This window comes from Flagellimonas abyssi, from assembly GCF_019457905.1.
Classification (GTDB): domain Bacteria; phylum Bacteroidota; class Bacteroidia; order Flavobacteriales; family Flavobacteriaceae; genus Flagellimonas; species Flagellimonas abyssi.
In genome coordinates this window covers 23,770-50,297 of the sequence record NZ_JAHZSV010000017.1, presented here as the reverse complement: position 1 = coordinate 50,297, position 26,528 = coordinate 23,770, and the positions used below count along the sequence as shown (strand labels likewise).

Here is a 26,528-nt window from a genome sequence, read left to right as displayed (position 1 = left end):
ATTGGAATCCTTTTCCAAAAAACTAAAATCATCGCTATTTTTACAAAAATTAGAAGAAGATGAAAATTGTGATATCTCCTGCAAAGTCGTTGGATTATGATACGGCATTGCCCACATCAAAATATACCCAGCCCCAATTTTTGGAGCAAGCGGAAAAACTTAATTCCGTACTCAAAAAGAAAAAGCCCAAGGCCTTGATGGATTTAATGTCCATTTCCGATAAGCTGGCGGACCTGAATTGGGAGCGCAATCAAAAATTTGATACACCTTTTACTACGGAAAATGCAAGACCATCGGTGTATGCTTTTAATGGAGATGTGTACCAGGGATTGGATGCATATACTATCCCCGAGGATAAGCTGGACCGATTGCAGGATACTTTACGAATTCTGTCCGGTCTGTATGGTGTTTTAAGGCCTTTGGATTTGATGCAGCCCTACCGCTTGGAAATGGGAACGCAATTAAAAGTAGGCCGTAAAAAGAACTTGTACGAATTCTGGAAGAAGGACATTGTAAACTTTCTGAACAGCGAGCTTAAGGATGATGAACTTTTTATAAATTTGGCCAGCAACGAATATTTTAGCGCTGTGGATTCCAAACAATTAAAAGTTCCTGTAATTGCCCCGGTCTTCAAGGATTGGAAAAACGATAAATTGAAAGTAATCAGTTTTTTTGCCAAAAAAGCCCGTGGTTCCATGGTGCGTTATATATTGGATACCGGAGCGGAGACCTTGGACGATATCAAGAATTTTGACTACGATGGATATCTCTACAGCGAAGAACACACGGTCAAGAAAAACGAACCCGTTTTCATTCGATAAAAACTTTGGTAAAATCCGAAGTATTCTTTAAGTTATAATCGATAAGGTATGTTGTTACGTTTGAAGTGCACATGCCTTAAATTGTGATACACTTAAATTTAACCCAGAGGTTACACTTTATTCACGACCTTTGAGTGTTTGACTATTTTTTAACACTAACATAAAACAGATACATGCAGCAAAGTAAACGGTTAGAAGAGTTTAAAAAATCGGTAACCAATAAGTTCAACATCTATAATAGCCTTTTCTTGAGCTTGCCATACAAGAATGTGGAAAACGTAGGGATTCTTATTCCACTTTTGTTGGATCAATGCGAAAAAGGATTAAAGGCTGGCAAAGATCCCCAAGAAATTTTGGAAGTGTTCTTCTCCAACTTTGTGGATATTCAGGACGAGAGGGAGCGTTTGGATTTTATGTTCAGGATCGTGCAGTACGTGGAGCGCCAAGTGGTGCTTTATGATAGTGTGGAGGATTCCGCATTTCCCAAACTACAGGAATATAGTAGTTCTTTGACCATACCCGATTATTTTGAGTTGGTGAACCGTACCAAAAACTGGGACAAGGTTTCCAAAAAACTTTCCACCTTTAGTGCACGCATTGTATTAACCGCCCACCCAACGCAATTTTATACACCAGCGGTTTTGGATATTATTGCCGAACTCCGCTCGTTGATAGATGAGGACAGGATACATGATATTGATGTAACTCTACAACAATTGGGCTTGACATCCTTGATTAATGCAAAAAAGCCAACACCTTTGGATGAGGCGAAAAACATTATTTATATTCTTCGTAACACCTATTACGATGCTGTCGGTGAACTGTATCAATATGTAAAAAGCAATATCCGTGATGAAAAGTTCGAGAACTATAATTTGATGAAACTTGGTTTTTGGCCAGGCGGGGATCGTGACGGAAACCCTTTTGTAACAGCCGATATCACCAAAGAGGTGGCCGATGAATTACGGTTGACCCTAATGAAGTGTTACTATAACGAATTGAAGAATCTTCGAAAAAAACTCACATTCAAGAGTATGCAAGAAGAGCTCAATGCATTGAGCACAAAACTTTATCATGCCATGTTCGATTCCAATGCACCAATTTCGTACGAAGGAATCATTGAGCATTTAAGTGCGGTTAGGAATCAATTGATAGATAACTATCATGGGCTGTATTTAGACGAATTAGATAGGTTTATTGATAAAGTACATATTTTCAAAACACATTTCGCCACTTTGGATATCCGTCAAGATCACAGCAAGCATACCTTGGTAGTGGAGTCCGTATTGAAAAAGAATGGAGTCATCAAAGAAAGCTTGGACGAGCTCAAGGAAAAGGAGTTGGTTAAGCTGTTGTTGGAGAAGGATTTTAAACTAAAGGCAGAGGATTTTGATGATGATATTGTGAAGGACACTATTGTTAATATCCAAAACCTGAAAGCGATCCAAGAGAAGAATGGTGAAGACGGTTGCAACCGATACATCATCAGTAACTCGGAGGATATTTTCTCCGTATTGTTCGTGTTCGGATTGTTCAGATGGTGCGGATGGAACGAGAAGGATATCACTTTCGATATTGTTCCGTTGTTCGAAACCATGAAAGGTATGGATGCTTCCGAAGAAGTGATGCAGACCCTGTTCGATATTCCAAAATACAGACAGCACCTAGAACGAAGAAGAGATATACATACCATAATGCTCGGCTTCTCCGACGGAACCAAGGACGGAGGTTACCTAAAGGCCAACTGGTCCATTTTAAAGACCAAGGAAACTTTGAGCAAGGTGTGCAAAAAAAACGGTATCGCAGCCATATTCTTTGATGGTAGGGGAGGACCACCCGCCCGTGGTGGAGGTAAAACCCATAGATTTTATGCGGCACAGACCAAGGATGTGGCCAATCACGAGATTCAGTTAACTATCCAAGGGCAGACCATTACCAGTACCTACGGTACCAAAGAGCAGTTTATGCACAACTCCGAGCAGTTATTGACAGCAGGATTGAGCAATAATCTATTTGGAAAGGAACTTACCATTTCCGCCTCGCAAAGGAAGTTGATAGAGGAGCTTTCCGAACTTAGTTTTGATAAATACGATGCCCTAAAACAGCATGATAAGTTTATCCCGTATTTGGAAAATAGAAGTACGTTAAAATATTATACCAAAGCCAACATAGGAAGTAGGCCCGGTAAACGCGGTAGCGCAAAACAGTTGACATTATCTGACCTACGGGCAATTTCTTTTGTGGGATCATGGAGCCAATTAAAGCAGAATGTACCTGGGTACTTCGGACTTGGGTCGGCCATACAAAAGTTGAAAGATGAAGGAAGGCTGAACGAGGTGAAGAAACTATACAAAGAGGTTCCTTTCTTTAAGGCATTGATGTTGAACAGTATGATGTCCTTGGCGAAGACCAATTTTGACTTGACCAGTTACATGAAAGATGATCCTGAATTCGGTGACTTCTGGAAGATACTTTTTGAAGAATATCAGTTGTCCAAGAAAATGCTTTTGCAGATTTCCGGACTTAAGATTTTGATGGAAGACGAAGCTGTATCGAGGGAATCCGTAAAAATCAGGGAAAAGATTGTATTGCCGTTATTGGTGATTCAACAAAATGCTTTGTACCACATCACGCAAAATTCAGAGTATAAGGAATTGTACGAGAAAATTGTGACCCGCTCTTTATACGGAAACATTAATGCGAGTAGGAATTCGGCTTAACCAAGTTGAATTCTAGTAGTTTAAGGTTTAATTGCAGAGATTCTTTATTTTGGAAACAATATAATCTCTACCAAAAGGGTATTCAACAACAAAACAACCTCTTATGGGAAGAATCTTTTGCTATTTGTCAATTGTATTTGTATTCATTTCATTTTCTTGTTCTGACAATCAAGGAGATGAATTTGAATCAGAGCAACTAGGTAGTTTGGAAGTAAAAGCAGTCTATGAAAGTGGCACCGCCATCCCCGATGTTACGGTTTTCACAGTTCCCAAAACCGTCGAGAAAATAACCAATGAGATGGGGAAAGTTGTTTTCAACGATATACCGGTTGGAAATTATGAGGTTAATTTAACCCCATCATTTTCAGATGTTGGTGTGACAATCCAAGTAACGGTGAAAGAAAATCAGGTTGAGGTAGTCGAGGCCATAATGGGACCTGACCCAATTTCAGAAACTCCTGTTGACTTTGATATTCTTTTGAAGAATATATATGACCAAATAAAAACAGAGTTTTTATTTGATGCCAATGGTTACTCCCACTATTGGGGAGATATAGGAACGAATATGGCCAGAATAAACCCCAATTCGATGGGCAGATTTGGTGATTTGGATCAGTATTATTTTCAACCAAGTGATTATGTAATAAATGAAGTTTGGTCTGAACATTACAGGGTGATTAGACTTACAAATATTGGTTTGGATGAAATAAAAGGGTTGGATCAGGCCTTGGAAGAGGAAGTCGGTGCCGTTAGATTTGAATCTGAGTTTCGTTTTTTACGCGCACTTTTATATTTCAACTTGGTTAAGCTTTACGGAAATCCTATTTTGGTGACGACAGCCGAGTTTAATTCGAATAATGCACCACCACATGTACAGGGTAGAGAAGATGTATTTGATCAAATTGTAGATGACCTAATATTTGCACAGCAGAATTTATCCTCTGGCTTGGCCAAAGAAAGGGCGTCAAAGGAAGCGGCAACAGCCTTGCTTGGAAAAGTGTATCTAACAATGGCTGGCTTTCCGATGTACCAAACAGATAAATATGCCCTTGCCTTAGAAGAATTGGAGAAGATTGTTGGAGGTTATACATTGGAAGAGAACTATGAAGATGTTTTTTCAATTGAGAATGAAAGCACAAACACCGAGGTTATTTTTAGTATCGCTTTTGATGGCTCCGGAAATTATAGTGTGCCTTGGGGACCGCAGGGCATTTCCTTTAATGACCGTTTGTTGCTGGTTCCTGGCTTTATAAACTCGTTTTTTGAGGAAGGTGACGAGCCCGTCGAACCTGTAATTTTCCCTTTGGAGACAGGTGATTCAAGGTTTTATCAAAATATTGCTACGTTTTCGTATGCAAATGGAAACATGATGGATGAAACCTTAGTGGAAAATTGGCGGCCATATAAATTTATCAAAGAAGTTGAGGAACCTAGTGTGATGAATCAAGAATCTTTTGATTATCCATATTTGAGAATGGCAGACGTGCATCTAATGATTGCTGAGGCCGAAAATATGTTGAATGGTCCTACAACTAAGGCATATAATGCTTTGAATTTGGTAAGAAGAAGGGCTTATGGCGATTTGAACCATGATGCTCAAAATGGATTGAGCCAAGAAGAGTTTTCAAATCTTATTTTAAATGAAAGGCGTTTGGAGTTTTGCTTTGAAGGACAGTTTAAGGACGACCTTATTAGAATGAATGCTCTGGAAGCAGAAATATTAAATTACAATCAAGATTATCCAGAGTTGGCAAGAGACTTTCAAAGCCATGAATATATATGGCCAATACCACAATCCGAAACAAATTTTAACCCGAATGTTGTTCAAAATGAAGGATATTAAATAGAATTTTGAGTTCAGCACTTTTCAAACATACACACCCCTATAAACCCTTTTTGTTGGAGGAGGCCACCAAGTTGATTGTGGGTACCCTGCCACCGCCCCGTTTTACCAAAGGAGAGTTAAAACCTCAGGATGTAGATTTCTGTTATGGCAGTTGCAATGGTCAGTTGTGGCCTATCTTAGATAGAATATTCAATTTGGGACTGGTTTATGAAACTACCCAAGAAGCAGTTGAACAACGTAAACAATTCCTCATCAAACATAAAATCGGTGTATGTGATATAGTGGAGAGTGCCGAGCGTGAAAAAATCGATGCCTCCGATTTGGGCATGCAGAATGTTGTCCTTCGGGATATGATAGGGTATTTACAGCAGTACCCAAATATTGGAACCCTCTTGTTCACTGGCGGAAACAGTAAAAATGGACCGGAGTTCTTTTTTCGGAGACAGTTAAAGGAAAACGGACTCAAGTTAAAAGTTATCTCCAATACGGTGCCCAGGATTCATCATTTAGAGCTACCGTTTAACTTTAATGGAGTTAAGAAGACAAGAACTGTCAGAACTGTTTCGCTCATCGCCCCATCTGGCGCAGCCAATCGTGCCGTAGGTGGTTTACAGGCCTATAAAGACCTCAAAAGTAAAAATCCCGAATTCAATACAGTAGACTTTAGGGTAATGCAATACAGCGAATTTTTCTAAAAATTCGTTGACCTGTCTCAACATTTACGTCCATTTTTACGTTTTACCCGTAGATATATGGTTCTATAAACTAAAAATTGAATTATGAAATCAATTAGTAAAATTGTAGGAGTTGTATTTGCCATCCTAATGTTTAGTTCTTGTTCCGCGCATAGAAGCGCAGGTCAAAGTGCCACGGCTCCAGGGCAAGTAAAAAAGATTACAGGTGCAAAAAGTGCAAAAGCCTATGCTCCTGGACAACAAAAGAAAAAAGGCAATAAGCACTGATTATTTCTCAGCATAACCCCAAAAAAAGCTCCGATTTTCGGGGCTTTTTTTATGTCTTATTCCATGGGAGTGGATAAAATACTGTAAAAGGATTTTATGCCATACGCCAATTGGCCAATTTTGATGTTCTCGTTAGGACTGTGTTGGTTATTGTCAGGATTGACAACAGGTACAATAAAGGCAGGAATTTTTAATTCATTGATGAAGGGAGCGATAGGAACCGTACCCCCCATGGTTCTAATTTGAATAACTTCCTCCCCAAAACTTTGGTTCAGGGTTTTTACAATAAATTCGCCATAGGGATTGTCCAAATTGGTACGGAAGGCATCTGTAACACTGCCCTCTCCAACAGTTATTATTTTATCGAATTGCATCCGCTCTTCTTTGGATGGAACATGGTCCAATACTTTGTATCCCTGTTTGGCGATATGATCTTTGACCAATTTTTTCAATCTGGAGCCGTCGCTTTCTACGACCAACCTCAAATCCAACTCGGCTGTGGCACTTTCGGGAACAATGGTTCGTGCTTTGTCACCAACCCAACCAGATTCCAAACCGCGAATATTCAAAGATGGATATTGAAGGGCCTCCTGATAATAACCGCCTACCTTTTCCGCAGTTTTAAATTGAAGCTTTTCTGCAATGGCAGAATCGTCATCGGGAACGCTCTTTAAAATTGAATCGGTTTTCCCATCTATAGAAATACCATCGTAATAACCGGGAATAATTACTCTTCCTTGGTCATCCTTCATAGTGGCCAATAACTTGGACAATTGAAAACCTGGATTTGGCGCATAATTGCCGTAATGGCCGCTGTGCTGAGGTTTTATGGGGCCATAGGTTGTCAATGTCAATGTAGTGATGCCACGACATCCATATACAACGGTTGGCTTTTCAGAAGCATGTACCGGCCCGTCCACAATCATTAAAAAGTCCGATTCCAGAAGTTCACGGTATTGTTTTACCGCGGCGGGTAATGGTTTGCTGCTTTTTTCTTCTTCACTGTCCAGGATTACCTTAATGTTGAACGGGATTTCAATACCATCATTTTTAAGAAGATCAACGGCATTGAGAAGCATTACAATAGGCGATTTATCATCCGAGGTCGACCTGCCGAACAAACGCCAGTCATAGTTGATGTCATCATCCAGCTCATCAAAAGAAATTGTTTCGAACCCACTGTCATTGGGTTTTTTGAGAACTACCTGATAAGGGTCCGGCTGATTCCATTTGCTAGGGTCTACGGATTGTCCGTCAAAATGCATATAAATGAGCACCGTTGGTTTATTGGCGTTCATGGGCATGGCCGCAAAGAATAAAGGCAATCCTTCCGTGTCCAGCACTGCGGTATTGAATCCTCTATCCCCGAATTTTCGCTTGAGCCACATAATGTTACGGTCAATATCGGCGGCATCCAGGGCATCGTTAGGAATAGCGATAAATTCGCGGACCTCGTTGATGGCATCGGCCACTTGCGATTTTACGGCCACATCATCTTGGGCAAAAAGAGAAAAAGTAAGCGACAGGAAAACTAAAGAAAATGTTTTTTTCATGAAAGTGCTCGTCTGGGTTTTTAAAAGCCGAAATTTAACGAATTTGCTTCACAAAGTCACCAATACCGGCGACCCCGTTTGCTGTTAAATGTTTGATGAAAGCTGAACCGATTATGGCTCCTTTTGCTTTTTTTGTCGCTTGTTCAAAAGTTTCCGCGTTGCTTATTCCAAACCCTACAATTTGAGGGTTGCTCAACTTCATATTGGCAATTCGGTCAAAATAGTCCAACTGCTCAGCGCCAAAACCTTGTTTGGCACCTGTAGTGCTTGCCGAACTTACCATGTAAATAAAACCTTCCGAAGCATCGTCAATGGCTTTGATGCGCTCATCGCTGGTTTGGGGAGTGATCAAGAAAATGTTGATCAGACCATGTTTTTTGAATATGGGTTCGTACTCTTCTTGGTACACATCCAAAGGCAGGTCGGGCAATATCAACCCATCAATTCCAATTTCTTCACATTTTGCGCAGAATGCTTCCACACCGTATTGGAGTACCGGATTGAAATAACCCATTAAGATCAACGGGATGGATACGGTTTTACGGATATCCTTGAGCTGTTCGAAGAGCAAGGCGGTGTTCATTCCGTTCTTGAGTGCTGCAGTGGAGCTTTCCTGAATGGTGGGGCCATCTGCCAACGGGTCGCTAAAGGGCAATCCTATCTCAATGAGGTCTACACCGCTTTTTTCGAGATCCTGTATGATTTTTACGGTGTCATCCAAGTTGGGATAACCTGCTGAAAAGTATATGGAAAGGATTTTTCCTGCTCGTCCGGCAGACGGGCTGTCCTCCTGTAGTTTTTGTTTGATTCTGTTCATAGTTTGAAATAATCAATATAGTTCTGTAAATCTTTATCGCCACGGCCTGATAGGTTCACGACCACGACATCATCGGGATTGAATTTTCTGTCCTCAAAAATGGCCAGGGCATGTGATGATTCAATTGCAGGGATTATCCCTTCCAGTTTGCATAGTTCCAATCCTGCTTTCATGGCGTCGTCATCTGTAATAGAAATAAATTCACCTCGGCCGGAAGCGAACAGGTGTGCATGCATGGGGCCAACACCCGGATAATCCAGACCTGCGGAAATGGAATAGGGCTCTGTTATTTGCCCGTCTTGGGTCTGCATCAACAATGTTTTGCTGCCATGAATGATTCCTATTTTGCCCAAGGCGGATGTAGCGGCACTTTCTCCGGAGTCAATGCCCTTTCCTGCAGCCTCTACTGCGATGATTCCGACTTCGGGAGTGTCCAAATAATGATAATAGGCACCTGCGGCATTACTACCGCCACCCACGCAGGCAACCACAAAATCTGGGTTTTTCCTACCTTCTTTTTCTTGGAGCTGATTTTTGATTTCTTCCGAAATCACTGACTGAAAACGCGCCACCATGTCCGGATAGGGGTGTGGGCCCACTACCGAACCAATAATGTAATGCGTGTCGACTGGATTATTGATCCAATCGCGAATAGCTTCGTTTGTGGCATCTTTTAAAGTTTTGCTTCCAGAAGTGGCGGGTCTCACCTCTGCTCCAAGCATTTTCATACGGGCAACGTTGGGAGCTTGTCGGGCAATATCAATTTCACCCATGTACACCACACATTGAATGCCCATCAAGGCACAAACAGTAGCTGTTGCCACGCCATGCTGTCCGGCCCCGGTTTCTGCAATGATTCTGTTCTTGCCCAATTTTTTGGCCATGAGTATTTGGCCTATGGTATTGTTGACTTTGTGTGCACCAGTATGGCATAGATCTTCTCTTTTTAGATAGATCTTGGTATTGTATTTTTCGGAAAGCCGCTTGGCAAAATAGAGAGGAGTTGGACGGCCTACGTAATCCTTCAATAATTGATGGAACTCATCCTTAAATGAAGGTTCTTCCATAATGTTGAGATAATTTTGGCGAAGTTCTTCACAATTGGGATAGAGCATCTCTGGGATAAAAGCCCCTCCAAACTCACCATAATACCCCCGTTCATCGGCATGATAGCTTTTCATTGGTGTTCAGTTTATTAGTTGCGAATGCTGTTGAGCGATTCGATAAATGTTTTTAAATCTTCTATACTCTTAAGCCCTGGCGCTGATTCGAATTTACTGTTCACATCAACGGCATAACAATTTTTTGAGGCCGGACTGCTTAAAAACTCCTGTAGATCTTGGATGGATTCCAATCCGATGCCACCACTTAAAAAGTAAGGCTTTTGGGACGGATACTTTTCAAGAACGGACCAATCAAATGTATAGCCATTGCCACCGGGCAGTTTCCCCTTGGTATCAAAAAGATAAAAATCACAGACTTCTTCGTAGTCCTTCAAAATGGAAAAATCAAAATCATCTTTAATGGAAAACACTTTGATGATGTCTAGATTTCTCGACGGCGCTCGAAATGACAGAAAGCTATTTTTTAATTGTTGACAGTACTTGGCACTTTCCTTTCCATGGAGCTGTATGGCATCCAATTGATGTTGGGACACTTTTTCCAAAACATATTCTTGGTCGGTATCGACGAATACACCTACTTTTTTAATTTGACTGGGAATCTTTGGCATGTCACCAGAAAAATAACGGGCCGATGGTTCCCAAAAAATAAACCCTAAATAATCAGGTCGCAATTGAGCGACTTTTGATGGATTATGGTTCATGCCGCAAACCTTTAGCTTCATTGTTCCAGTCTTTTTATGAATTCCGCTGCGTTTTTACCGGGGTCGTCCGTTTTCATAAAATTCTCGCCTATCAAAAATCCTTGATAGCTAAATTCCTTTAAATCCCTAATGGCCTCAACGGAACTTATACCGCTTTCTGAAACCTTTACAAAATCATCTGGGATTTGTTGTGATAATGTTCTGCTGATATCCAAGTCTACCTCGAAAGATTTTAGGTTACGGTTGTTCACGCCCAGCATATCCAAACTTGGCATCAACGATTTTTCGAGTTCTTCTTGATTGTGTACTTCCAAGAGCACGTCCAATCCCAGTCCCTTTGCCAGTTCGGATAGCGTTTTTATTTCGTCCCTTCTCAAAATTGCCGCAATCAATAAAATAACATCAGCTCCATAGGCCTTGGCCTCTACGATTTGATATTCATCTATGATGAATTCCTTACGCAAGATGGGCATATTGGTGGACGCTCTTGCCAACAGTAGATCATCAATGGAACCGCCAAAATATTTACCATCCGTTAGTACTGACATGCCACATGCGCCTGCCTCGGAATACCCCTTTGCTACGTCTTGTACACTCAAACTTTGATTGATAACGGATTTTGAAGGCGAACGTCTTTTATGTTCCGCGATTATGCCTGAGTTGCTTTTGCGCAATACTTCGGCAAGTGAAATGGATGTACGCTCCATCATCACCGAAGCTTCCAATTGGGCCTGTGTGATGAGCGATTTTTTTAAATCGACTTCTATGCGTTTGTTTGCTACTATTTTATCTAAAATGTTCATATTTTATTTTGAAGCCCGAAGTCGGTAGTCCGAAGTCGGTAACTTTTTATAATTATTTGATGTTTTTTTTAAAAGCGACCAACATGTTCATTGAATTGAAAGCTTCAATATAAAGCTCATCAAATCTTTCGCTTGAAATATAATTTTTTCTATTCGCTTTGTGTAAGCAGGTAACAACTTCACTTAAAGACCTAATTGCATAACCAACGAATTTTTTAAATTCAGGATTTGTCTGTCCTATAGAATCTTCTGAAATGTTTAATGCTATTGAATCCACAGCTCGTCTTATCTGTGAGCTGAGATTGTAAACCTCGTTTTTTGGGAAGAGTTTCGTTATGTTATTTATGGCTTCTCCAAAATCCATGGCACACTGCCAAACAATTATCTTTTCAAACTTGAATTTTGACTCTATTATCACTGTTGATTTATTTCTAGTCTCATTAAACTTCGGACCTCAGTCTTCCGACTCCTGACTTTAATTAGATAAAGATTGCAATTTTTTGAGTGATGCCAACCCTTTGCCGCCGAGTAATGACTCTTTAGCTTTTTCAAAACCTTCTTTTGGGGTGATGCCTTTTACCGTTGCAATGGCTATTCCTGCATTGGCACAGACCACGTTGTTTTGGGCCTCGGTACCTTTTCCTTGCAAAATATTCATAAATATTTGGGCGGATTCCGCAATGTCGCTACCTCCGATAATGTCCTCTTGCGAAACCTTTTCCACGCCAAAATCCGAAGGCGTTAGCATTGCCTCTGTATGATTTGATATGGTCTTGGTATCGCCTGTCAAGGAGATTTCATCATATCCGTCCAAAGCATTTAAAATGGTGAATTTCTTATCTGTATTCTGATACAGATACCCATACATCCTTGCCAATTCCAAATTATAGACCCCTACCATTTGGTTTTTGGGGAATGCTGGGTTTACCATTGGTCCTAACATATTAAAGAATGTTTTTACCGCTAATTCCCTTCTGATAGGTGCCACGTTTTTCATTGCGGGGTGAAACAGCGGGGCGTGCAACACGCAAATACCTGCTTCGTCGATGGTTTTTTTGAGGAAATCGGCATCGTTGCTGAATTTGATTCCCAAGAATTCCATAACATTGCTACTGCCACATTTGGAGGAAACCCCATAGTTTCCGTGTTTGGTCACGTGTATTCCGGCTCCGGCCGTCACAAAAGACGCCAGTGTGGAAATATTGAAGGTGTCCTTGCCATCTCCACCGGTCCCACAAAGGTCGATTGGATCATAATCGGCAAGATCTACTGCCAAACAGAGTTCCAAAAGGGCATCACGAAAGCCTTCCAATTCTTCAATAGTTACACTGCGCATCATGTACACTGTTAGGAATGCAGCAATTTGGGAGGTGTTATAATCTCCTTTGGCAATATTTACCAGAATCTGTTTTGCTTCTTCCTTTGGAAGAATTTCGTGATTGATAAGTTTATTTAAAGTCGCTTTCATTTTCAAATCTATTTACTTTCCAACCAATTTTTGAGCATTTGTTTTCCTTCCGGTGTCAACACTGATTCTGGATGGAACTGCACTGCGGTAACATCGTATTCTTTATGTCGGAGCGACATCACTTGTCCATTTTCATCTAGGGCAGTAGTTTCCAATACTTCTGGGAGATTGGGGTCCACCACCCAGGAATGATATCTGCCAACCTGAAGCGTTTTGGACATATTCTTATAAATCGGATCATCTTTAGTAACCGTGATAGTGGTATCAACGCCATGATATACTTGGTCAAGGTTCACTAGTGTTCCGCCGAATACCTCACCAATGGCCTGTAGCCCCAGACATACCCCAAAGATTTTTTTTGTTGGTGCATACTTTTTGATGATTTCCTTTAAAAGTCCTGCTTCATCAGGAATTCCGGGGCCTGGGGAAAGCACAATGTATTCAAATGGTTCAACTTCGTCCAAAGTGAGTTGGTCGTTCCGTTTTACGGTTACCTCGCAATCCAAATCTTCTAAATAGTGTACCAAATTGTAGGTGAAACTATCGTAATTGTCAATCATTAAAATCTTTCTTCCCATGGTTAGATTGTTTCGGCAATTTCCAGTGCTTTTTTCAACGCACCCAATTTATTGTAGGTTTCTTGTAGCTCATCATCCGGGTTGGAGGCGGCCACCAGACCAGCTCCTGCTTGATAGTACAATTCGTGGTTTTTGCTCAGGAACGTGCGGATCATGATGGCGTGGTTAAAATTACCTTCAAAATCCATGAACCCGATTGCTCCACCGTAATACGAGCGGCTCGTTTTTTCATATTTCTCGATCAACTGCATGGCCATATGTTTGGGCGCTCCGCTCAAGGTACCCGCGGGGAAGGTATCCGCTACTACCTTCATGGTGGTACTTTCCTTTTTCTTTTGTCCGGTTACTTTGGAGACCAAGTGAATTACGTGCGAGAAATATTGTACTTCTCGATAGGTTTCCACATTTACGGTGTTTCCGTTTCGGCTCAAATCGTTTCGGGCAAGATCCACGAGCATTACGTGTTCGCTGTTTTCCTTTTCGTCCTGTGCCAGTTTTTTGGCCAGTTCTGCATCTTTTTCATCGTTTCCGGTACGTTTGTAGGTTCCGGCTATAGGGTGTATTTCTGCCTTTCCTTCTTTTACAATAAGTTGCGCTTCTGGCGAGCTACCGAATATTTTAAAGTTTCCATAATCAAAATAGAAGAGGTAAGGGGAGGGGTTGATGGAACGTAGTGCCCTGTACACGTTGAATTCATCTCCCTTGAATTTTTGCTTAAACCTTCTTGAAAGTACCAATTGGAACACATCTCCCCGTTGACAGTGTTTTTTTGCCAGTTCTACCTGTTCTTTGTAATCCTCGTCCTTTAAATTGGATTCTGGTTCACCTTCTTTGTTGAAGTTGTAGGAAGAAAATGTGCGGACATTAAATAGTTGCTCTATTTCATCCACATTGCTTTCGGAATCATAACAGTGGGCGAACAAATAGGCCTCATTTTTAAAATGATTGATGGCAATGATATTTTGGTACACCGCATAGTAAATGTCCGGAATGTCCACGGAATCCTCCTTTTTCGAAATTTTCACATCTTCAAAATATCTAACGGCGTCGTAGGCCATATATCCGAATAGGCCGTTATAGATAAATTTAAAGCCGTTTTGGGTGGTCTTGAACTGCTTACTGAAATTATGGATAACCTGTGTTACATCGGTTTCGGCAGTAATATCTGTCACCTTTTTGGAGCCATCGGGAAAACTCTCCGTTATGATTTCGTTTGCTATCTTAATGGAGGCGATAGGGTTACAGCAGATATATGAGAAACTATTGTCGTTTGCATGGTAATCGCTACTTTCCAATAGAATGCTGTTCGGGAATTTGTCCCTGACCTTTAGGTAAACGCTCACGGGGGTAATGGTATCCGCGAGGATTTTTTTGTAATGTGTGGTTAGCGTGTAACTCATTTTGGTACTTATATAAATTAAAAAAGGCCTGTCGTGATGACAAGCCTCTTGTATGATTATAATGGGGACTTAGCTCACGAAGTTCGACGTAAGTTAATCCACCACCAATTATTTGATATTCTGTTAATCATTGCATCAAATATAGGAAGGAATTTTTAACGGCACAACAATGTTTTGTTTAAAATAAAAAATCCCGTCCTAGAAATATCTTGGACGGGATTTTCACACACTAAACAGGAGTTGATTACATCTGTAGGTCAACTACCAAATCAAACTCGTCGTAGATCAATTTGTCCTTGGCGGTACCAATGATTCCCGATCCGTATTTTACGTCGTATTTGGTTCTGTCAACCTTCAAGGAAGCGGTTGCTTTATCCCCATACACGGAAACTTCAAAAGTAACAGGCTCTGTAGTTCCTTTTATGGTAAGATCACCAGTTACGTCGTAAGAATTTTTTCCAGTAGACTTTACTTTAGTGAAAACCAATTTGGCGGTAGGGTGATTGGCAGTACCAAAAAAGTCATCGGATTTAAGGTGTCCGTCCAATTGACCTTTGTAATCACCTTCCAAATCGGTTGTGTTGATGCTGGTCATATCCACAACAAACTCTCCGCCTACCAACTTTTCACCATCAAATTCCAAAGCCCCGGATTTTAGGCTAATAGTACCTTCGTGCGAACCTCCTACTTTGTAGCCTTTCCAGGTTACTTGGCTTTCAGAAGTTTTTACTTCTTTGGTTTCTTTGATAGGGTTTGCATTTGCTGAGGTACCTAATACGGTTACCAACGTTAAGCTTAGAATTGTCTTTTTCATGATTGTTTTAATTTCTATTTAATTGTTAAGGGTTCAATAATTATATTAGAGTAAATAATTCTTCTGTTGATTTTCTAACCTTGGCGTAGTGTTGGGTTTCGTCCTCTTCGGAACGGTATCCTATGGCCAATACTACTGCAGCGTTGAGGTTTTTATCCTCAAGCCCCAAAATTTCATTGTATTTTTCGGATTCAAAACCTTCCATGGGACAGGTGTCAATTTTTAATTCCGCAGCGGCCTGCATCAAATTTCCGAAGGCAATGTAAGCCTGTTTGGCAGTCCAACTATCTTTGGTTTCAAGAGGCAGGTCTATCAACTTGGACTTCATAAATTCGGCATATCCCCTCAATCCTTCTTCGGGGATATTTCTGGTTTGGCTCACGTTGGCCACGTAATCATCTACCAATTCTTCGCCAAAGTCCGTTGCGTTTGCAAAAACGATGATATGCGATGCATCCGTAATTTGAGACTGATTCCAAGATGCCGGTTTTAACTGCTCTTTTGTTTCTTGGTTTGAAATTACCAATATATGATAGGGTTGCAGCCCGTAGGAAGAGGCGCTTAAGCGTGTAGCCTCTATCAGTGTTTCCAGGTCTTCCTCCGATACCTTTTTCGTGGCATCAAATTTCTTGGTGGCGTAGCGCCAAGTTCTATGTTCAATTACTGTACTCATACTTTCTTTAAAATTTATCTAGTAAGTCATTTAGTTTCTCTAAATCGTTCTGATTGAAATTCTTGTAGATCGTTTTGTGTGCTTCAAGTAGAGCTTCGTCCATCTGTTCCAAAGCCTTGAGGCCTTCATCCGTAATCAAAATCTCAACTTTTCTTCGATTGGATGGGCATACATAACGGTTTACAAACCCCTTGTTCAAAAGCTTATCCACTAATCTTGTTGTATTGCTCATTTTGGTGACCATTCTTTCATTCAATGTAGATAGATTGGCAGGTTTGCCCTGTTGTCCACGTAAAATGCGCAGCACATTGAATTGTTGCAGGGATACCTCAAAAGGTTTGAGCGCTGAATGCATAGTTTCAATAACCTTGTTATGAACAAGCTGCATATGAATCAGAGTTCTTGGTTCCAATGGAATCTTTTTTGAGGTTTTTATAATTTCTTCAACATTCATGTACAAACAATATTTGTATATACAAATGTATATTGATTTAGGCCTTCAATCCAAATTTATGATAGATAATTTTTTGTTAAAGACTGGAAAAATGGCATGTGTAGTGCGTATTTTTAAATTGTAAAATTCAGGTAATGAATAGGTTATTGTTGGTTTTGTTGGTGATGTCAATTTTTTTCGGGTGCGCTGAAAAGAAGAAAGCGGATAATGGCAAATCCGAGATTGTTGAGAATGAAATGGTTGTGAAGGATGGTGATGAGCAGAATGATATTCCCTTTCCCATATATGATTTTGATGGTTTTGAACCATTGCTACATAATAATGATGGCAAGACCTATGTTATAAATTTCTGGGCAACATGGTGCAAACCTTGTATAGAGGAGATGCCTCATTTTGAGCGAATCAATTCCGAATATGGTGAGAAAAATGTAGAGGTGGTTTTGGTGAGTTTGGATATGCCCAATATGTGGAAGAGCCGTTTGGAACCCTATGTGGAGAAAAATAAAATACAATCCCAAGTGGTGATACTGGACGACCCCAAACAAAATGATTGGATACCCAAAGTCTCCGAGGAGTGGGGCGGAGGTATTCCAGCTACCTTGATATATAATAAGGAAAAACGAACTTTTTACGAGCGTGGTTTCACGTACGAGGAACTTAATAATGAGTTGAAAACATTCATAAACTGATGAGCTATGAAAAAAATCAGAATTTTAGGATGGTCCGCATTACTATTGATCTTTGTGGCATCTTTTGCCGTAGGGTTCAAAGTGGCGGCCGAACATAATTTGAATGATGGGTACGAAATCGGTGATCTGGCCGACGACTTCTCATTGAAAAATGTGGATGGGAACATGGTATCGCTGTCGGATTATGGTAGTGCCAAAGGTTTTTTGGTGATCTTTACCTGTAATACTTGCCCCTATGCCCAGGCCTATGAGGATAGAATAATTGCCTTGGATGCCAAATACAAACCTCAAGGTGTGCCCGTTATTGCCATTAATCCGAACGATCCAAGCGTTAAATCAGGCGATAGTTTTGCCAAAATGAAAGAGCGTGCCGATAAAAAAGGTTTCACTTTTCCGTACCTCTTGGACGAGGGCCAAAAAGTCTACCCGCAATATGGAGCTACGCGTACCCCACATGTTTTTCTTTTGGAGAAAACGACAATAGGGAATGTGGTTAGGTATATAGGGACTATCGACGACAATTATCAGGATGCATCACAAGTGGAGGAACCCTTTGTGGAAAATGCCGTGAACGCAATGTTGGCAGGAAATGAAATCAATCCAAAAACAACAAAAGCCATTGGATGTGGGATAAAATAGACCCTGTTCAAAATAAAGAATTTGTAAATCCGGAGTAATAATGCTTCGGATTTTTATTTTTGTATCAATCTAAATAGAAAAATAATGTCAGATCTATCACAAGAAGAATGGGCGGAACAATTGGAAAATGATAACAACGCCTTTATTTTGGATGTACGCACCCCGGAAGAAGTTGAAGAAGGGTATATCCCAGGTTCAACGAACATCGATATATATTTAGGACAAGAATTTGTCGATGAACTGGAAAAATTGGACAAGTCCAAAAACTATTACGTTTACTGCAGGTCTGGAAACCGTAGCGGTCAGGCCTGTGCCATAATGAACAGTCTCGGGTTCGAAAATGCCTATAATCTGGAGGGCGGTTTTATGAACTGGGACGGCGATGTAGAAGAGTAGACCTCCATTTATCCCAAATCAATGCGAGAAGACCTACTTTATTTTATTTGGAAGCACAACAAGCTTCCAACGGAAAACCTGCGTACGGGTAACGGTGAACCTATTCTGGTCAAGGCTCTGGGGACCCAAAACAGTTTGGCCGGCCCGGATTTTTTCAATGCCAAGGTCGAAATCGACGGGCAGCTCTGGGCCGGGAATGTGGAAATGCACATCAAATCCTCCGATTGGTATGTGCACCATCACGAAACAGATGAAAATTACAACAATGTCATTCTCCATGTGGTATGGGAGGATGACATTGCTGTTTTTAGGAAAGATGGTTCTCAAATTCCCACCTTGGAAGTAAAGCGCTACGTGTCCGGCAAGTTGTTGGAGGGTTATCGGAACTTAATGGACAATTCCCGGATTAACTTTATCAACTGTGAGAGGGACCTGAAAGATGTTGACCCTTTTTTGATTGACAACTGGTTGCATCGTTTGTACATTGAGCGACTGGAGCATAAATCCCAATTGATAATTGAACTTTTACAGACATCCAAGAATGATTGGGAAGCAGTGTTGTTTATACTCTTGGCCAAGAATTTTGGCTCCAAGGTAAATGGGCAATATTTTTTAGACCGTGCGCGACAACTGGATTTTTCAATCGTTAGGAAAACCATCAACGAGCCCTTGCAGTTGGAAGCGTTGCTCTTTGGACATTTTGGTCTTTTGAGGATGGAGGAATGTTCGGACTCCTATTATGTGCAGCTTCAAAAGGAGTATGATTACCTGCTTCGTAAATTTGATATGGAAGAGTCACAATCAAAACCAGAATTTTTTGGATTGCGGCCGATGAATTTTCCAACTGTTCGAATTTCGCAATTGGTCAACCTGTGTTTGAAAAACCACAACCTTTTTTCCAGATTGATGGAGTCGAATTCCTTGGAATCTATTTATCAAGTGTTTGAAATTGGTGCTGGAAAATATTGGCAAGACCATTATACCTTTGGTAAGGCTTCTAAAAAGAGTACAAAAAAACTGTCCAAAAAGTTTATCGACCTTGTTGTCATCAATACGTTGGTGCCCATCAAATTCTGTTATGCCAAACATACTGGGAGGGATTGGAACGATGAGTTGATTTCATTAATGTCCGAATTGGGGAGAGAGGACAATTCCATCATCAAAAATTTTGACAAAATGGGACCGAAAACCCAAAATGCATTGGAGAGTCAAGCAAAATTAGAATTATATACAAATTACTGCGTTAAAAATAAATGTATGCAATGCGTGATCGGTACACAATTATTAAATAGAAATACATAATTTTGGCTATGTCTTTGTTCTATAACACCCTTTATTACTTTCAAAAAAGAGGATTCGAGGTTTGTGGCCGGATTGCTGAGCGTTTGGGCATACGGGCCCGCGTGGTGCGTACCAGTTTTATTTATTTAACTTTTGTTACCCTGGGCTTTGGATTTGCGCTATACCTGTTCATAGCTTTTTGGCTTAGAATCAAAGACTTGATCTATACCAAAAGAACATCTGTATTTGACCTGTAGACATGATTAGACTGATGCGCTCCAAAATAGTATTGGCCCTATCCTTAATGGTAGTGGTGTTGCTGTTCGGGGTTATCGGTTACAAAATGCTGTCCGATTTTACTTGGATAGAGGCCATTTATATGACCATTATCACCGTGACCACCGTTGGATTTTCGGAGGTACGGCCATTGGACGCCAATGCAAAGATTTTTACCGTATTTTTAATTGTTACCAGTGTATTTATTTTCGGTTTCGCCATATCGGTGGTTACCGAGTACATTTTGGGAAGAAACTCATTGGAACTGCTAAAAAAGAAAAGAGTGAAGAAACAGATAGATGATCTAACGAACCATGTTGTGGTCTGTGGCTTCGGCAGGAACGGCATGCAAGCAGCAGAAAAATTGATAGCCTACAACAAGCCTTTTGTTGTTATAGAAAAGGACAAAGAAATTATCGAGCGACATGAGGAAGAGATTTTGTTCGTGGAAGGCGATGCCAATGAGGATGATGTACTGCTTCAGGCGGGAATAGACAGGGCGCAGTATTTGATTACGGCAGTTCCGGACGATGCGGCCAACCTGTTTATTGTGCTTTCTGCTCGCCAACTCAATAAGAACCTTTTTATTATAAGTAGGGCTTCGCAAATCACTTCCGTGAAAAAATTGGAATTTGCGGGGGCCAATAAGGTCATTATGCCCGATAAAATAGGAGGGGACCATATGGCCTCCTTGGTGGTAATGCCCGATTTGATCACATTTCTAGATCAGCTTTCCATAGAAGGGGAGCATACTACAAACCTGGAAGAGGTGAGTATAGAGGATTTTACCAATCAAATGGACTGTCATTCCCTTCGCGATTTAGATCTTAGAAGAAAGACAGGCTGTACCATTATAGGTTACATAGATCCCAATGGAACTTATGTTATCAACCCAGAGGCGGACTTGGTGTTGCAACCAAAAAGTAAGGTGATAGTGTTGGGGAGACCTGAGCAAATAAGGAAATTAAATCAAATGTTTCAGATCGGTTAGTTAAAAAAACTTAAAATTTGATAGCGTTGATTTTTTTTTGGATATTGTTGCCTTTATCATACCAAAAACTAACTAATCTCAATATATGAAGTATTTTCTTTTTCTATTGTCTTTTTGTGCATTGACCACTGGTTTTTCACAGGAATTGACTGTAGTAGGTAAGACCTACAATGTTTCCAATAATATTAATGATGGAGCCATAGAGCTTGAAGTTGATGGAGGAACGGAGCCCTACACCTACAAGTGGAGCAATCAGGAAACACCACTTACATCCAAATCTGCAAAGGGATTGGTGGAAGGTATACCTTATAGCGTAACGGTAACCGATGCAGCAGGTAATTCCGTTACCAAAGAATTTAAGGTAGAGACAGAATCGATAACAGAAGTTTTTAATGGAACCATGACCCCGGCAGTAAGCGCATTGGGGTCTGTTCTTTTTTGGGACCCTTTTGCCGCCATCGGAATCTATGATCCAGTTGCCTATGCCGATGTAAAGTTGATAGGAATACCCGATTGGAGCAACGAGACCCAAGATAAGTTCATCTTAAAACAGTGGCTCAAGGGCGATAAGGCCAGTGTTACGGCTGGTGAAGACATCGCTGTCATTACCAGTGATAAGCGCGGGGATATTACAATTAAATCTTCTGCGAAAGGTAAATTACAACATAAGGTCAAAGAAGGAAACGTAATCTATAACTCTGAAAACCAAGAACACGTAATCGAACAAGGAGCTCATTATTTTGCTGAGGTGGAATATGATGAGCCTATTGCAATGATTCATCCCAATGGTGACCCTATAATAAAAGGTATTCCTTTTATTGTAATCTGGTTGGTATTGGGCGCACTGTTCTTTACGATTAGAATGGGCTTCATCAACATTCGTGGGTTTAGACATTCCATCGATTTGGCCAAAGGAAAATATGATGACCCGGATGCGCCAGGGCAAGTTACCCACTTTCAAGCATTGGCCACTGCAGTTTCCGGTACTGTTGGTCTCGGAAATATAGCAGGTGTTGCCGTAGCAGTATCGTTAGGAGGCGCAGGTGCAACTTTCTGGATGATAGTTTGTGGTCTTTTGGGTATGTCTTCAAAATTTGTAGAATGTACCCTCGGTGTAAAATATCGTGATATCCTTCCTGATGGCCGTGTGTTTGGGGGCCCTATGAATTACCTTCGTTATGGTCTTGAAAAAAGAAACCTGAAAGGGTTTGGTAAAGTATTGGCCGGTGTATTTGCCGTACTTGCCGTTGGAGCCTCATTTGGCGGTGGAAATATGTTCCAAGCAAACCAGTCCTTTGAACAATTGGCAGGACAGTTTCCAGTATTGGCCGGTAACGGATTCTGGTTTGGAGTGGTTACAGCAATCTTGGTAGGTGTTGTTATCATTGGAGGTATAAGCAGTATTGCCAAGGTAACAGGTAAAATCGTACCTATTATGGCATCTATATATATAGTAGCTGCCTTGGCTGTCATTATAATGAACATACAGAATATTGGCCCGGCATTCTCTGCTATTGTTGATGGAGCATTTAGCCCTTCAGCACTTAAAGGAGGTATACTCGGAGTTCTGGTCATTGGTTTCCAGCGTGCGGCCTTCTCCAATGAGGCTGGTGTAGGTTCTGCAGCTATTGCGCACAGTGCCGCAAAAACCAACCACCCACCATCCGAAGGTTTTGTTGCCTTGCTTGAGCCATTTATTGATACCGTAGTGGTATGTACCCTTACCGCTTTGGTGTTGATTTTTACAGGAATGCACGAAGTGGAAGGAATGGCTGGTGCCCAGTTGACTTCTGATGCTTTTGGTAGCCAAATCTCTTGGTTCCCATACATACTGGCTTTGGCCGTGTTCCTTTTTGCATTCTCAACCATGATTTCGTGGTCTTACTATGGAATGAGAGCTTGGACGTATCTTTTTGGAAAGAGCAAGCGTTCCGAAATGATTTATAAAATGTTGTTCTTGGTATTCGTAGTGGTAGGTGCTTCCGTTAGTTTGGGAGCTGTACTGGACTTTTCGGATATGATGATCTTGGCCATGTCCTTCCCGAACATCATTGGACTATATATAATGTCTGGTGAGGTGCGTAAAGATTTGGATGGATACTTGGCAAAATTGAAAGCAGGACAGCTATTTAAAAAATTGAAGAGCTAAAAGCATCTTTATAATATGAAAAAGCAATCCCACTTCAGGTTCAATAAACAGGAACGAAGTGGGATTTTCTTTTTGTTGTTGATCGTGGTCGTGCTTCAATGCGGGTATTATTATGTGAAGGCAAATCCAACTAATTTAAAAAGTGATTTTGCCCTCAATGCTGTCGAGCAAACCAAGATAGACAGTCTTAAAAAGGAGCGATTTGATAAATCCCAAAAAATATATCCCTTCAATCCAAATTATTTAGCCGATTATAAGGGCTACGCTCTGGGATTGTCTCCATCTGAATTGGATAGGTTGTTCGCTTTTAGGGATAAAGGAAAATTTGTGAATTCGGACAAGGAGTTCCAAATAGTTACCCAGATATCCGATTCACTTTTAAGTAAAATCTCGCCCTATTTCAAATTTCCAGAATGGGCAGGAAAAAATCAAACGGTAAAGAAGGCAACTTCAAAGCCTGCGACCAAAACCAATATCAAAGACTTGAATGCAGCGACGGCTGAAGAATTGAGACAAGTCTACGGTATCGGGGAAACATTATCCAAACGAATTATAAAATTCAGGGATAGGTTGGGTGGTTTTTTGGTTAGTGAACAATTATATGATGTTTACGGGCTTGAATCAGAGGTCGTGGAGAAAGCCTTGCTCAAGTTTCAAGTGTTTGAAAAACCTGAGGTAGGCAAAATCAATGTGAACAAGGCCAATGCAAAAGAATTATCCCGATTGGTCTATATAAATGGTTCATTGGCATCCAACATTGTGGAATATAGAGATAAAAATGGTTTATTTGCATCTTTACAGGAATTGAGTCAAGTAGACGGATTCCCTACAGAAAAGCTAGATAGAATAGCTTTATATTTGTCTTTATAAAATAGGTGCTATGAACGAAATGTACTTCACGGAAGAGCATAACTTATTCCGCGAAAGTTTGAAGGATTTTTTACAGAAAGAAGTTGTTCCCCATATAGAGGAATGGGAGGAATCCGGAAAAATTGATAAATCTATATGGCCCAAGTTCGGTGAAATGGGCTTTTTTGGATTGATGACTCCAGAAGCCTATTCGGGATTGAACCTAGACCTTTTTTATACCGTTATTTTTCTGGAAGAATTACAAAAAATCAATTCGGGAGGTTTTGCTGCCGCCATGTGGGCGCACCAGTATCTCGCGATGACCTATTTGAACAAATTGGCCAATGATGGGCAGAAAAAAGCTTATCTGGAACCCAGTGTGCTTGGCAGTAAGATTGGCTGTTTAGGAGTGTCCGAGCCCTTTGGGGGGAGTGATGTCGCCGCTATGCGAACCACTGCCGAAAAGAAAGGAGACGTATATATTGTAAATGGGTCCAAGACATTTATTACCAATGGTGTTTACGGGGACTATATTATACTCGCGGCAAAAACTGATAAGGATGCCGGCCATAAAGGTATCAGTATGTTTGTGATGGATAGGCATGCGAAAGGCGTGTCGGCGAGTAAGTTGAACAAATTGGGCTGGCGTGCATCCGATACCGCTGAGCTGGCCTTTGACAATGTTGAGGTTCCTGCTTCAAATTTGTTGGGTACCGAAAACGAAGGCTTTGGTTATATTATGGAAGCCTTTGCTTTGGAGCGATTGGTGATGGGGGTCAATGCGCATGCGCGTGCAGAGTTTGCTCTTGATTATGCCCTGCAATACATGTCCGAACGTGAGGCGTTCGGTAGAAGTATAGACCAATTCCAGGCATTGCGCCACCGATTGGTGGATCTGTATTCGGATATGTTGGTGTGCAAGCAGTTCAATTATGCCACCGTAGCGCAAATGGAAAAAGGTGTCTATGTGGTGAAGGAAGCGACTATATCCAAATTGAAATCGACAAAAATGGCCGATGAGGTCATTTATAACTGTCTACAGTTTTTGGGCGGTTACGGATATATAGAAGATTATCCTATGGCACGTTTGATGCGTGATAGTAGATTGGGGCCAATTGGCGGGGGTACATCGGAGATTTTAAAGGAAATTTTGGCGAAGATTATTGTGGATAAAAAGGAATACAAAAAGCGTTCATAATAGCCTTTCTTCAAAAAAATAAAATATTTCTTTACCCATTGAATATCATTTGTATATTTGCAGACCAAAATTTTAAAGAAAGGAGGTTGTAGCCCATGTTAATTATACCAGTTAAAGAAGGAGAAAACATCGATAGAGCTTTAAAGCGTTTCAAACGTAAGTTTGACAGAACAGGTACCATGCGTCAGTTAAGATCAAGACAGCAGTTTACCAAGCCTTCTGTAGAGCGTAGAGCGCAAATTCAAAAAGCACAGTACATTCAAGGTCTTAGGGATCAAGAAGAAGTATAGGGCTATCGCTTTTACAAAATATATGAATCCCGCTCCAATATTGGAGCGGGATTTTTCGTTTTATATCCATGGGCAGTCTAAATTGCTACCTTTGATATATGTCCGTAACCGCTTTTATATCTTATTTAAGGTTGGAGAAGAATTACTCCGATCATACCGTAAGGGCATATCAAAAGGATATTGAAACCTTTGCTCAATTCTGCTCGGAGAACCATGGGGAGGAAGATATTGTGAAGATTTCCTATCCATTAATCAGGAACTGGATAGTAGAGCTATCCGACCATGGCATATCCAATAGGTCCATCAACAGAAAAATATCTTCTCTACAGGCTTATTACAAATTTTTATTGAAGATCGGTGATATTGCCGTTTCACCTTTAGTAAAGCATAGGGCTCTCAAAACAAGTAAAAAAGTAGAGGTGCCTTTTTCCGAGAACGAAATGGAAACGATTCTATCTGAAATACCTTTTGCAGATGATTTTGAGGGCGTACGGGATAAACTGATCATAGAATTATTGTACACCACAGGAATACGTAGAGCGGAATTGGTAAACTTGAAAATCAACGATGTGGATTTTTTGTCCCAGGTCATCAAAGTGCTGGGCAAGCGCAACAAGGAGCGTATCATTCCCATGCTACCATCAACCATAGAACGAATTAAAAGCTATTTAATCAAGCGTTCGGAGCTTGAAAATGTGACGGATTCGTCTTTCTTGATTTTAACAAAAGAAGGTCTTAAAATTTATGAAACACTTGTTTATCGAACCATAAATAAGTATTTTAGTTTAGTGTCCCCTAAGGTGAAAAAGAGCCCTCATATATTAAGGCACACCTTTGCAACACACTTGCTGAATAGGGGGGCGGATTTAAATTCCGTAAAGGAATTACTGGGCCATTCAAGTTTGGCATCAACACAGGTGTATACGCACAATAGTATTGCCGAACTTAAAAAAGTGCATCAAAAGGCCCACCCAAGAAACAAGAAATAAAATTCTTGTATTGTTTAACTTCACTGTCTTTGACAGTACTAAAACTT

Annotated in this window: 28 protein-coding genes; 16 read left to right on the top strand and 12 right to left on the bottom strand. The window is 40.8% G+C overall.

Annotated features, from left to right (window positions below; all coding sequences use genetic code 11):
* Positions 1 to 59 precede the first annotated feature (59 nt).
* The 5 genes from yaaA (at position 60) to K1F36_RS12765 (ending at position 6,349) form a co-directional block, all read left to right on the top strand.
* A complete protein-coding gene (gene yaaA / locus K1F36_RS12785; RefSeq protein ID WP_220114170.1) occupies positions 60 to 821 on the top strand; it encodes a peroxide stress protein YaaA in 762 nt (253 codons plus the stop codon).
* 173 nt (positions 822 to 994) lie between these two features.
* The gene (locus tag K1F36_RS12780) at positions 995 to 3,541 is read left to right on the top strand and encodes a phosphoenolpyruvate carboxylase (RefSeq protein ID WP_220114169.1); all 2,547 of its coding nucleotides are present in this window, start codon (positions 995 to 997) and stop codon (positions 3,539 to 3,541) included.
* A 103-nt stretch (positions 3,542 to 3,644) separates the two neighbouring features.
* Positions 3,645 to 5,384, top strand: coding sequence for a RagB/SusD family nutrient uptake outer membrane protein (locus tag K1F36_RS12775; RefSeq protein ID WP_220114168.1), 1,740 nt, complete (start codon positions 3,645 to 3,647; stop codon positions 5,382 to 5,384).
* An 8-nt stretch (positions 5,385 to 5,392) separates the two neighbouring features.
* Positions 5,393 to 6,082 carry a uracil-DNA glycosylase family protein gene (locus tag K1F36_RS12770; protein ID WP_220114167.1) on the top strand — a complete coding sequence of 230 codons (690 nt, stop codon included), beginning with the start codon at positions 5,393 to 5,395 and terminating at the stop codon, positions 6,080 to 6,082.
* 84 nt (positions 6,083 to 6,166) lie between these two features.
* Positions 6,167 to 6,349: a hypothetical protein gene (locus K1F36_RS12765; RefSeq protein ID WP_220114166.1), complete on the top strand. Its 183-nt coding sequence runs from the start codon at positions 6,167 to 6,169 to the stop codon at positions 6,347 to 6,349.
* Between the two features lie 56 nt (positions 6,350 to 6,405).
* Here the strand turns inward: K1F36_RS12765 and K1F36_RS12760 are convergent, their stop codons facing one another.
* The 12 genes from K1F36_RS12760 to K1F36_RS12705 form a co-directional block, all read right to left on the bottom strand.
* On the bottom strand, positions 6,406 to 7,902 hold the full coding sequence (locus K1F36_RS12760; protein WP_220114165.1) for a M20/M25/M40 family metallo-hydrolase: 1,497 nt from the start codon (positions 7,900 to 7,902) through the stop codon (positions 6,406 to 6,408).
* Between the two features lie 34 nt (positions 7,903 to 7,936).
* The gene (trpA, locus tag K1F36_RS12755; protein ID WP_220114164.1) at positions 7,937 to 8,719 is read right to left on the bottom strand and encodes a tryptophan synthase subunit alpha; all 783 of its coding nucleotides are present in this window, start codon (positions 8,717 to 8,719) and stop codon (positions 7,937 to 7,939) included.
* Entirely contained in the window at positions 8,716 to 9,900 is a 1,185-nt protein-coding gene (gene trpB / locus K1F36_RS12750) for a tryptophan synthase subunit beta (RefSeq protein ID WP_220114163.1), read from the bottom strand. Before trpB ends, trpA begins: the two co-directional genes overlap by 4 nt.
* A gap of 14 nt (positions 9,901 to 9,914) precedes the next feature.
* Positions 9,915 to 10,565, bottom strand: a complete 651-nt coding sequence (locus tag K1F36_RS12745; RefSeq protein WP_220114162.1) for a phosphoribosylanthranilate isomerase — start codon at positions 10,563 to 10,565, stop codon at positions 9,915 to 9,917.
* The gene (trpC, locus tag K1F36_RS12740) at positions 10,562 to 11,347 is read right to left on the bottom strand and encodes an indole-3-glycerol phosphate synthase TrpC (protein ID WP_220114161.1); all 786 of its coding nucleotides are present in this window, start codon (positions 11,345 to 11,347) and stop codon (positions 10,562 to 10,564) included. Before trpC ends, K1F36_RS12745 begins: the two co-directional genes overlap by 4 nt.
* 52 nt (positions 11,348 to 11,399) lie before the next feature.
* Positions 11,400 to 11,765: a four helix bundle protein gene (locus tag K1F36_RS12735; RefSeq protein ID WP_220114160.1), complete on the bottom strand. Its 366-nt coding sequence runs from the start codon at positions 11,763 to 11,765 to the stop codon at positions 11,400 to 11,402.
* A 57-nt stretch (positions 11,766 to 11,822) separates the two neighbouring features.
* Positions 11,823 to 12,815, bottom strand: a complete 993-nt coding sequence (gene trpD / locus K1F36_RS12730; RefSeq protein WP_220114159.1) for an anthranilate phosphoribosyltransferase — start codon at positions 12,813 to 12,815, stop codon at positions 11,823 to 11,825.
* 8 nt (positions 12,816 to 12,823) lie between these two features.
* On the bottom strand, positions 12,824 to 13,393 hold the full coding sequence (locus tag K1F36_RS12725; protein ID WP_220114158.1) for an anthranilate synthase component II: 570 nt from the start codon (positions 13,391 to 13,393) through the stop codon (positions 12,824 to 12,826).
* Between the two features lie 2 nt (positions 13,394 to 13,395).
* A complete protein-coding gene (locus K1F36_RS12720) occupies positions 13,396 to 14,793 on the bottom strand; it encodes an anthranilate synthase component I family protein (protein ID WP_220114157.1) in 1,398 nt (465 codons plus the stop codon).
* 244 nt (positions 14,794 to 15,037) lie between these two features.
* Positions 15,038 to 15,607, bottom strand: coding sequence for a YceI family protein (locus K1F36_RS12715; protein ID WP_207033391.1), 570 nt, complete (start codon positions 15,605 to 15,607; stop codon positions 15,038 to 15,040).
* A gap of 40 nt (positions 15,608 to 15,647) precedes the next feature.
* On the bottom strand, positions 15,648 to 16,280 hold the full coding sequence (locus K1F36_RS12710; RefSeq protein WP_220114156.1) for an NAD(P)H-dependent oxidoreductase: 633 nt from the start codon (positions 16,278 to 16,280) through the stop codon (positions 15,648 to 15,650).
* A 7-nt stretch (positions 16,281 to 16,287) separates the two neighbouring features.
* Positions 16,288 to 16,734: a MarR family winged helix-turn-helix transcriptional regulator gene (locus K1F36_RS12705; protein WP_220114155.1), complete on the bottom strand. Its 447-nt coding sequence runs from the start codon at positions 16,732 to 16,734 to the stop codon at positions 16,288 to 16,290.
* Between the two features lie 134 nt (positions 16,735 to 16,868).
* Between K1F36_RS12705 and K1F36_RS12700 the strand changes: the two genes are divergently transcribed.
* The 11 genes from K1F36_RS12700 (at position 16,869) to K1F36_RS12650 (ending at position 26,481) form a co-directional block, all read left to right on the top strand.
* Positions 16,869 to 17,423, top strand: a complete 555-nt coding sequence (locus K1F36_RS12700) for a TlpA disulfide reductase family protein (protein WP_220114154.1) — start codon at positions 16,869 to 16,871, stop codon at positions 17,421 to 17,423.
* Positions 17,424 to 17,429: 6 nt separating this feature from the next.
* A complete protein-coding gene (locus tag K1F36_RS12695; protein WP_220114153.1) occupies positions 17,430 to 18,062 on the top strand; it encodes a thioredoxin family protein in 633 nt (210 codons plus the stop codon).
* A gap of 84 nt (positions 18,063 to 18,146) precedes the next feature.
* Positions 18,147 to 18,458, top strand: a complete 312-nt coding sequence (locus tag K1F36_RS12690) for a rhodanese-like domain-containing protein (protein ID WP_108247130.1) — start codon at positions 18,147 to 18,149, stop codon at positions 18,456 to 18,458.
* A 21-nt stretch (positions 18,459 to 18,479) separates the two neighbouring features.
* Complete coding sequence (locus K1F36_RS12685) at positions 18,480 to 19,760, top strand: DUF2851 family protein (RefSeq protein ID WP_220114152.1); 1,281 nt, start codon at positions 18,480 to 18,482, stop codon at positions 19,758 to 19,760.
* Between the two features lie 8 nt (positions 19,761 to 19,768).
* Positions 19,769 to 19,996, top strand: coding sequence for a PspC domain-containing protein (locus K1F36_RS12680; protein ID WP_100817497.1), 228 nt, complete (start codon positions 19,769 to 19,771; stop codon positions 19,994 to 19,996).
* A gap of 2 nt (positions 19,997 to 19,998) precedes the next feature.
* Positions 19,999 to 21,006 (top strand): potassium channel family protein, encoded by a 1,008-nt coding sequence (locus K1F36_RS12675; RefSeq protein WP_220114151.1) that lies wholly within the window; start codon positions 19,999 to 20,001, stop codon positions 21,004 to 21,006.
* Positions 21,007 to 21,091: 85 nt separating this feature from the next.
* On the top strand, positions 21,092 to 23,155 hold the full coding sequence (locus K1F36_RS12670) for an amino acid carrier protein (RefSeq protein ID WP_220114150.1): 2,064 nt from the start codon (positions 21,092 to 21,094) through the stop codon (positions 23,153 to 23,155).
* Between the two features lie 15 nt (positions 23,156 to 23,170).
* The gene (locus K1F36_RS12665; RefSeq protein WP_220114149.1) at positions 23,171 to 24,025 is read left to right on the top strand and encodes a ComEA family DNA-binding protein; all 855 of its coding nucleotides are present in this window, start codon (positions 23,171 to 23,173) and stop codon (positions 24,023 to 24,025) included.
* Between the two features lie 10 nt (positions 24,026 to 24,035).
* Positions 24,036 to 25,202 (top strand): acyl-CoA dehydrogenase family protein, encoded by a 1,167-nt coding sequence (locus K1F36_RS12660; RefSeq protein WP_220114148.1) that lies wholly within the window; start codon positions 24,036 to 24,038, stop codon positions 25,200 to 25,202.
* A gap of 95 nt (positions 25,203 to 25,297) precedes the next feature.
* A complete protein-coding gene (gene rpsU / locus K1F36_RS12655; protein WP_090299076.1) occupies positions 25,298 to 25,492 on the top strand; it encodes a 30S ribosomal protein S21 in 195 nt (64 codons plus the stop codon).
* Between the two features lie 98 nt (positions 25,493 to 25,590).
* A complete protein-coding gene (locus K1F36_RS12650) occupies positions 25,591 to 26,481 on the top strand; it encodes a tyrosine-type recombinase/integrase (RefSeq protein WP_220114147.1) in 891 nt (296 codons plus the stop codon).
* Positions 26,482 to 26,528 lie beyond the last annotated feature (47 nt).